Source organism: Helicobacter sp. UBA3407 (assembly GCF_949747025.1).
GTDB classification, from domain to species: domain Bacteria; phylum Campylobacterota; class Campylobacteria; order Campylobacterales; family Helicobacteraceae; genus Helicobacter_D; species Helicobacter_D ganmani.
The window spans coordinates 1-8,473 of sequence record NZ_CATKCB010000068.1 but is presented as its reverse complement, the minus strand read 5'-3'; the positions used below and the strand labels follow the sequence as shown (position 1 = coordinate 8,473).

Sequence of the window (8,473 nt, the reverse complement as noted above, 5' to 3'; positions counted from 1 at the left end):
TTTTTGAGATTCCTGTGTGCGCAAGCTTTTCTCATCTAAAGATACGATAGAATCCAAATAATGCGGATTTTTGCTCACGGGTCTTTCTAGCACAGGTGCTTTTTCACTCAAAGGAGCAATAGGAATCTCTGCGCATTTTTCGTTATACCAAAAGAGTTCCATTTTGCCGCTATTAGTTACTTCACCGATAATTGCACAATCTAATTCCCATTTGGAAAAAATTTCTATAATTCTTGCTTCACAGCCTTTTTTGGCACAGATTAGCATACGCTCTTGAGATTCACTAAGCATTAGCTCATAAGGCGTCATTCCCTCTTCTCGCATAGGCACTTTATCTAAGTGCATTACCATTCCGCTTCCACTGCGTCCTGCCATTTCAAAGCTAGAGCTTGTAAGTCCTGCTGCTCCCATATCTTGGATTCCAACAATTAAATCTTGTTTAAAAAGCTCCAAACAAGCTTCCAAAAGCAACTTTTCAGTAAAAGGGTCGCCCACTTGCACCGTTGGGCGCAAGGATTTAGAATCCTCACTGAAAGAATCACTACTCATTACCGCCCCGCCCAAGCCATCGCGTCCTGTTTTAGAGCCAACATAAATCACAGGGTTTCCGATTCCCTCTGCTTTACCATAAAATATTTCATCATTTTTAACAATTCCAAGAGAAAAGGCATTGACAAGGATATTTCCTTCATAACTAGGTTCAAAACTCATCTCCCCGCCAATAGTTGGCACACCCATACAATTTCCATAACCTCCGATTCCAGCGACAACGCCACGCAACAAATAGCGGTGCTTCGCGCCTATGGAATCTTTCTTGGTAATATCGCCGAAGCGAATGGAGTTTAAGCTCGCAACGACTCTAGCACCCATTGTAAAAATATCACGCATAATTCCACCTACGCCCGTTGCAGCTCCCGCATAGGGTTCAATGAAGCTTGGGTGGTTGTGAGATTCCATTTTAAAGACTGCTCCATATCCTCCTCCAATATCAATGACACCAGCGTTTTCTCCTGGTCCTTGAAGAACCCAAGGAGCGCGTGTAGGAAAGCCATTAAGATAAATTTTACTAGATTTATAGCTACAATGTTCGCTCCACATAGCCGAAAAGATACCAAGTTCTACAAGATTAGGTTCTCGTCCTAAGATACTTAAAATTTTATGATAATCCTCTTGTGCTAATTTATGTTGCTTCAAGACTTGGGATAGGTTTTCCATTTTGTTCCTTACAATAAAAAAATGCAATTTTGTGTCTTTGGTGTGTAAAATTTGCAAAATCAATGAAAGTTTATCAAATGACGCATAAAGTATAGATAAACTAAGATTGAGATAAAGTTAAATTCAGTAAAATATTCGCGTTTTATTTTTAAAACAATTTTTCAGCAGGAATTTTAAGGAGAAATCTAAGATGAAATACATCAAGTTTTTCAAAGAGCTAAACAACAAAGATGTCCCTATTGTTGGGGGAAAAAATGCAAGTATCGGAGAGATGTTTCAAGAGCTTGTGCCAATGGGAATCAAAGTTCCTAATGGTTTTGCGATTACAAGTGAGGCATATTGGTATTTGCTAGATAGTGCAGGGATTCGAGAGAAAATCAAAGAATTGCTTGATGGGATTGATGTAACAGAAATTGATGTATTAAATGTTCGCTCCAAAAAAATTCGCGATATGATTTTTGGCACACCATTGCCAGAAGATTTACGCAAAGAGATTTTAGAAGCCTATAAAATCTTGAGCGAAGAATACAAAATGGAAGAGGCTGATGTGGCAGTTAGAAGCTCTGCAACCGCGGAGGATTTGCCCGATGCGAGTTTTGCAGGACAACAAGACACTTATTTGAGCGTGCAAGGTCAAACGGAACTAATCCATTATGTAAAATCTTGCTTCGCTTCGCTTTTCACAGATAGAGCTGTGAGTTATCGTGCTTCAAGAGGATTTGACCATTTTAAAGTTGCCCTTTCTGTCGGAGTGCAAAAAATGGTGCGTTCAGATAAAGGAAGCTCCGGTGTTATGTTTAGTATTGATACAGAAACAGGCTTTAAAGACGCAGTTTTCATCACTTCTAGTTGGGGGCTTGGAGAAAATGTCGTGGGTGGAACCGTGAATCCTGACGAATTTTATGTCTTCAAGCCTTCTTTGGAGCTAGGAAAACGACCGATTCTAAAGCGTCAGTTAGGATTTAAAAATATTAAAATGGTGTATGCAGCCCCAGGCGCAAAACATCCAACCAAAAACATTGAAACCACTGAAGAAGAGCTTAAAAGCTTCTCGCTAGAAGATGATGAAGTGCTGACTCTAGCGCGGTATGCAATGTTGATTGAGAGACATTATTCTAAGGAAGCAGGTGAATATCGTCCAATGGATATGGAATGGGCAAAAGATGGAAATAGCGGAGAAATTTTCATCGTGCAAGCACGTCCCGAAACTGTGCAAAGCCAAAAGATGAAAAAACAAAGTAATACTTTTGAAAAATATTTCCTTAAAGATAAAGGCGACAAAGAGATTCTGCTAACTGGTAAAGCAGTAGGCGGCAAGATTGGAATCGGAAAAATTCGCGTGATTGATAATATCTCTAATATGGGCGAATTAAAACAAGGAGAGATTCTTGTAACCGATAATACAGACCCCGATTGGGAACCCGCAATGAAAAAAGCGGCAGCAGTAATTACGAATCGCGGGGGGCGCACTTGCCACGCTGCGATTGTCGCACGCGAAATTGGTGTGCCAGCAATTGTTGGGGCAGTGGGTGCAACAGAAAAGTTAGAAACAGGTATGGAAGTTACCGTCTCTTGTGCAGAAGGTGAAGATGGCTTTGTATATAATGGCGTGTATGAGTATGAAGTAGAAAAAATTGACTTAAGCACATTAGAGCAACCAAAAACTAAAATCTATATGAATATCGGGAATCCTGAAAAAGCTTTTTCATTTTCTATGATTCCAAACAATGGTGTAGGGCTTGCTAGAATGGAATTTATTATTAACAATTACATCAAAGCACACCCTTTGGCATTGATTGACTTGCATAATGGCAATAAAGAATTTGATGGCGTAGAAAGCGTAAGAGAAATTATGTCAGGCTATGCAAATCCAAAAGACTTTTTTGTTAAAAAGATTGCAGAGGGCGTTGGAATGATTGCTTCTGCATTTTATCCAAAACCCGTCATTGTGCGCACAAGCGACTTTAAGTCCAACGAATATTGTCGTATGGTGGGTGGAAAAGATTATGAGCCTAACGAAGAGAATCCAATGATTGGTTATCGTGGAGCAAGTCGCTATTATTCTGAACAATACCGACAAGCGTTTGAATGGGAATGCGAAGCACTTGCTATGGCGCGAAATGAAATGGGATTTTCTAATATGAAAATTATGATTCCATTCCTAAGAACACCTGAAGAAGGGCGCAGAGTGCTTGATATTATGCGCAAAAATGGCTTGGTGCAAGGGGAAAATGGTTTGGAGATTTATGTGATGTGTGAATTGCCTGTCAATGTGGTTTTAGCGGACGAGTTTTTGCAACTCTTTGATGGATTCTCTATCGGTTCTAACGACTTAACACAACTTACTTTAGGAGTGGATAGAGATGGTGAGTTAGTGAGCCATATTTTTGATGAACGCAATCCAGCATTATTAAAAATGTTTAAAATGGCAATTGAATCTTGTAAAAAACACAATAAATACTGCGGTATCTGCGGACAAGCCCCGAGCGATTATCCAGAAATTGCAGAATTTTTAGTAGAAAATGGCATTACTTCTATTTCTCTTAATCCTGATTCTATGATTGAAACTTGGGACAGAATTGTTCAGCTTGAAAAGAAACTCGGAATCTCTTAAAGGCTAAAAGTAGAGCTTTAAGCTCTACTTGCTTTAAAAAACCTAAAAAAATAAATTAAACTTCGTTTTTGAAATACTTTTATATTTTTGACGTTGTATAATAGTTATTATTTTAAAATTAAGGATTGGTTTGAAACTTGCAGTGTTTGATTTTGATTCCACTTTAATGGACGGCGAAACAATTGATTTGTTAGCACGTGCTAACAATAGCGAAGCGGAAGTAAGTAAAATCACAAAAGAAGCAATGGCGGGTCAATTAGATTTTTATGATAGCTTAAAAAAACGTGTAGCGACTTTAAAGGGTATGCCTTTAGAAAAGGTTTATGCCGTGTGCAATCATTTGCGCTATAATCCGGGCGCGAAAGAATTAATTGCAGAATTAAAAACACGTGATTATAAAATTGTGGTTTTTAGCGGTGGATTTGATGAAGCAGTGAGTGCAGGGCAGAAAGCATTAGGTTATGATATGTATTTTAGCAATATTTTGCATCGTAAAAATAATATATTGACAGGAGAAGTAGGCGGAGAAATGATGTTTGCGTATTCTAAAGGGCGCATACTTGAAAAATTGCAAATCTTATTGAATGCGACTTACGAAACAACGATAGTAATTGGTGATGGCGCAAATGATATTTCTATGTTCAAATATGCTAGTAAAAAAGTAGCATTTTGCGCAAACATAGTTTTGCAAGAGGCTGCAAATATCATTATTGATAAAAAAGATTTAATGCTTATCAAAACATATTTAGATTAAGGAGGATAATATGCAAGAAAGTGCATTGCTTTCACTTTGGTGTGATTTTATAGAAAGAGATTTTTTGGAAAATGACTTTATTAAAATGATTGAGGGCGATTTGATAGAGGGTGCGACAAGTAACCCGACTATTTTCCAACAAGCTTTTTTAAGCGAAAGTTATCAAGCGCAAAAAGATTCTTTGAAAGGCAAAAGCCCAAAAGAAATTTATGAAGCACTTGCCAAAACAGATATTCAACGCGCCGCAGAGTTACTTAAGCCACTTTACGATGCAAATCCCAATGATGGTTATATTAGCATTGAGGTAGATCCTAATCTGTGTGAAGATGCAAAAGCAACGATTGAAGAGGGTGTGCGCTTGTTTAATGATATTGGTTATCCTAATGTGATGATTAAGATTCCAGCTACAAAAGCAGGCTTTGGAGCGATGGGAGAACTCATTGCTCAAGGAATCTCCGTCAATGCAACTTTGGTTTTCAACAAAGAACAAGTAGTAGGTTGTATGGAGGCATTTAAAAAGGGTTACGAACAGCTTAAGCAAACAAGCAAGAAAGAATTAAAAGACTTTCCTCGCGCAGTTGTAAGTATTTTTGTTTCACGTTTTGACCGCAAATGTGATTCTATCCTACAAGAAAAAGGAATCCCAAATGCAACTTTGGGGATTAAAAATGCGCAATATTTATATCATATCCTTAATAGTTATTCTCTCTCTGGCGTGCGGGCACTTTTTGCTAGCACAGGCGTCAAAGGCGAAGACTTAGAGCCTGTGTATTACATCAAGGAGCTCTATCACCCCTATGCAGTGAATACCGCACCACTGACTGCCTTAAATGCTTTTATGGAATTAGGAGATGTAGAGGAAGCCTATTTGCCAGATATGGACGAATTAGAAGAATTTTTTGCGAGTGTGAAAGAAGCGGGAGTGGATTTAAATAAAGTCAGTAAAGAACTATTGGAGCAGGGCTTGGAGGATTTTAAAGTCGCTTTTGGAAAGATTTTAGCAAGTTTGGAATAATTTAAATCAAGTTTTAAAAAAATCCGCTATAATGGCAGGCTTATTTTAATTTTAAGGATACACAATGTTAAGTGGAATAATTAGAGAGAGTATTTCTAAGTCTGATGTCAAGGCTTTAAGAAAAAATGGTTATCTAATTGCCAATATCTATGGAAAAGGCAAAGAAAATATCCATTGTGCTTTTAAACGCAATGCTTTTATTCGTGAAATAAAAAGCAAAACAGATTTAATTTTTGAAGTAGAAGTTGGCGCACAAAAATATCCTGTCGTAATTCAAGAATATCAAAAAGACCCTATTACAAGCGAAATTATCCATGTGGATTTAATGCTTGCACAACAAGGAGTTGAGGCAAAATATTCTGTTAAAGTTCGCACGGTTGGAACTCCAAAAGGTCTCAAAAATAAAGGTGTTTTGATGATGTCTAAAAAACGTATCAAAGTCAAATCCAAACCTGAAAACCTACCAAAAAATTATGAAATCAATGTAACAGATTTAGATGTAGGAGATGTTGTTCTTGTAAGAGATTTGCCAACATTTGAAGGAGTAAAAATTGTTGAACGCGATGATGTAGCAATTGTTGGTGTGATTAAATCCCGCTAATAAAATGTTTCTCATTGTAGGTTTAGGGAATCCGGGTCAAAAATATCAAAACAACAGACACAATATCGGCTTTAAAGTCGTGGATTCCTTAATCTATTCCCTTAATGCCACAAGGCAAAGTGATAAAAACTTTCAAGGTGAAGTTTATAAATCAAATCAAACTATCCTCTTAAAACCTCAAACTTTTATGAATTTATCGGGAGAATCCGTGCAAAGTGTTAGAAATTTTTATAAAATCAATGAATTTCTAGTCATTCACGATGAGCTAGATTTGCCTTTTGGAGCAGTGAAATTTAAATTTGGTGGAGGAAGTGGGGGGCACAATGGATTAAAATCCATTGATGCTTTATGTGGCAATGAATATTATAGGATTCGCTATGGAATAGGCAAACCCATAGTAAAAGAGCAAGTAACGCATTGGGTTTTAAGTGATTTTGATTCACAAGAGCAAGCAGCAAATCCTGCTTTAATTGCACATTGCACAAAAGCGGCATTAGAAATTACACAATTAGAATCCCCCAAAGAACTAGCTAATAGAATCTCTAGCCTCTTGACTTTAACACCGCAACCCCAAAACAAAGAAGTTAAATGAGCTTATTTTTTCGTTATATTGGATTCTTGTATTTAAAATATTTTTTCTTTTTGTTTGTTTCATTAGAATGTTTTTTCGTTGTGATTGATTTAGTAAAGTATTTAGATGAGCTTCCGAATTCTGCGAATTTAATCGTGCTTTTGTTGGTTTATGATTTTATGTATGCGAGTCAATTTATCTTGCCACTTTCTTTGATTTTAGCACAAATTGTGCTTATGATTGTTTTACTTAAAAATTCACAATGGACTGCATTTTTAGCACTTGGTTATTCAAAAATTAAGATTTTTTTGCCAATTTTTATGCTTAGTTTTTTAATGACTTTTTGTTTTATTGCGTTTAATGCAACATCTTTTGCCTATGCAAAAGAGCAGGTAGATTTGATTATTAATGAAGGTTTCTTAGGTAATGTCAAAAGGGATTTATTTGTGAAATACAACAATACTTATATTTACTTTGAAAAGATTTTTCCCTTATTACAAAGTGCAGAGAATGTGCAGATTTATGAGTTTAACACAGACAACAGCCTAATTTTGCGTATGATAGAATCTCAAAAAGCGGTTTTTAATGGGGAAGAATGGAATCTGCAAAATGTTACGATTACAAATTTTGATAACATTTTGCAGATTGGGCAAAATCCGCTGACCATTCAAAACGAAGAGAGTTATACAACCTTGCATGGCTTTAAACCCAAAATTTTGGAAAATATTTATGAAAGAAAGGGTAATATCTCCATTATTGACGCATACGAAGCAATTATGCTTTTAAAAGAGCAGGGGGTTAATACACAAAAAATTCGCGGATTACTTTATAATTTAATCTTTTTTCCGCTTTTTGCACCTCTTGCAATGATTTGTCTCGCTAATTTTACTCCAAACTCTAATCGTTACGCAAATCTAAGCCTCATTACCTTGGAAATGATTTTAGCGGTTTTAATGAGTTGGGGAATCTTTTTTAGTTTTTCAAGATTATCTATTAGTGGTTTATTGCAGCCAGAATTTAGCATTTTATTGCCTATTTTTATGCTATGTTTAGTAAGTTTTTGGGCATTATTTAAAATGATAAAGGCATAAATCTAATAAAGAAGGAGTAAAGATGACGGCACTTTTAAGTGTAAGTGATAAAAGCGGAATTGTAGAGTTTGCAAAAGGCTTGTTAAATCTTGGCTATGAGATTCTATCCACAGGCGGGACATTAAAGGTTTTGCAAGAAAACAATATTCAGGCATTAGATGTCGCAAAATACACGCAAAGTCCAGAAATGTTTGATGGGAGAGTCAAGACTTTGCACCCAAAAATTCACGGCGGGATTCTTTATCGGCGGGAGAACGCAGAGGATAGAGTAAAGGCGCAAGAGTTTGGAATCCGTGATATTTCTTTAGTCTGTGTTAATCTTTATCCTTTCAAAGCCACGATAGAGCGCACAGAGGATTTTGGAGAAATCATTGAAAACATAGATATTGGCGGACCTTCAATGGTGCGTGCTGCGGCAAAGAATTTTGAATCCGTGCTAATCCTCACGAATCCTGCGGATTACAACGAAGTCTTAATGCGGCTTCAAAACAACCAAAATACATTGGAATTTCGTCAAAAGATGATGATTAAGGCTTACGAGCATACTGCGCATTATGATTGCACTATTGCAAATTATATGAATAAGCGATTCAATGACGGATTTGGAGAATC

The 8,473-nt window shown here is 36.7% G+C and carries 7 protein-coding genes and 1 pseudogene; 7 read left to right on the top strand and 1 reads right to left on the bottom strand.

The window, feature by feature from the left end; all coding sequences use genetic code 11:
- On the bottom strand, nucleotides 1-1,215 hold a 1,215-nt coding region (gene purL, locus Q1553_RS01450), incomplete at its 3' end, for a phosphoribosylformylglycinamidine synthase subunit PurL (RefSeq protein ID WP_300842698.1).
- 190 nt (nucleotides 1,216-1,405) lie between these two features.
- On the opposite strand from purL, the gene ppsA reads away from it, so the two are divergent.
- The 7 genes and pseudogenes from ppsA to Q1553_RS01415 form a co-directional block, all read left to right on the top strand.
- Nucleotides 1,406-3,829 carry a pyruvate, water dikinase gene (gene ppsA / locus Q1553_RS01445; RefSeq protein WP_115550707.1) on the top strand — a complete coding sequence of 808 codons (2,424 nt, stop codon included), beginning with the start codon at nucleotides 1,406-1,408 and terminating at the stop codon, nucleotides 3,827-3,829.
- A 130-nt stretch (nucleotides 3,830-3,959) separates the two neighbouring features.
- On the top strand, nucleotides 3,960-4,583 hold the full coding sequence (serB, locus tag Q1553_RS01440; protein ID WP_297571544.1) for a phosphoserine phosphatase SerB: 624 nt from the start codon (nucleotides 3,960-3,962) through the stop codon (nucleotides 4,581-4,583).
- A gap of 10 nt (nucleotides 4,584-4,593) precedes the next feature.
- Nucleotides 4,594-5,598 (top strand): transaldolase, encoded by a 1,005-nt coding sequence (locus Q1553_RS01435; protein ID WP_115550705.1) that lies wholly within the window; start codon nucleotides 4,594-4,596, stop codon nucleotides 5,596-5,598.
- A gap of 64 nt (nucleotides 5,599-5,662) precedes the next feature.
- Nucleotides 5,663-6,199 carry a 50S ribosomal protein L25/general stress protein Ctc gene (locus tag Q1553_RS01430; RefSeq protein ID WP_115550704.1) on the top strand — a complete coding sequence of 179 codons (537 nt, stop codon included), beginning with the start codon at nucleotides 5,663-5,665 and terminating at the stop codon, nucleotides 6,197-6,199.
- Nucleotides 6,200-6,203: 4 nt separating this feature from the next.
- On the top strand, nucleotides 6,204-6,791 hold the full coding sequence (pth, locus tag Q1553_RS01425) for an aminoacyl-tRNA hydrolase (RefSeq protein WP_297601428.1): 588 nt from the start codon (nucleotides 6,204-6,206) through the stop codon (nucleotides 6,789-6,791).
- Nucleotides 6,788-7,861 carry an LptF/LptG family permease gene (locus Q1553_RS01420; protein WP_115550702.1) on the top strand — a complete coding sequence of 358 codons (1,074 nt, stop codon included), beginning with the start codon at nucleotides 6,788-6,790 and terminating at the stop codon, nucleotides 7,859-7,861. The genes pth and Q1553_RS01420 overlap by 4 nt, the downstream gene beginning before the upstream one ends.
- A 22-nt stretch (nucleotides 7,862-7,883) precedes the next feature.
- A pseudogene (locus Q1553_RS01415) lies at nucleotides 7,884-8,473 on the top strand (bifunctional phosphoribosylaminoimidazolecarboxamide formyltransferase/IMP cyclohydrolase PurH); the annotation flags it as partial.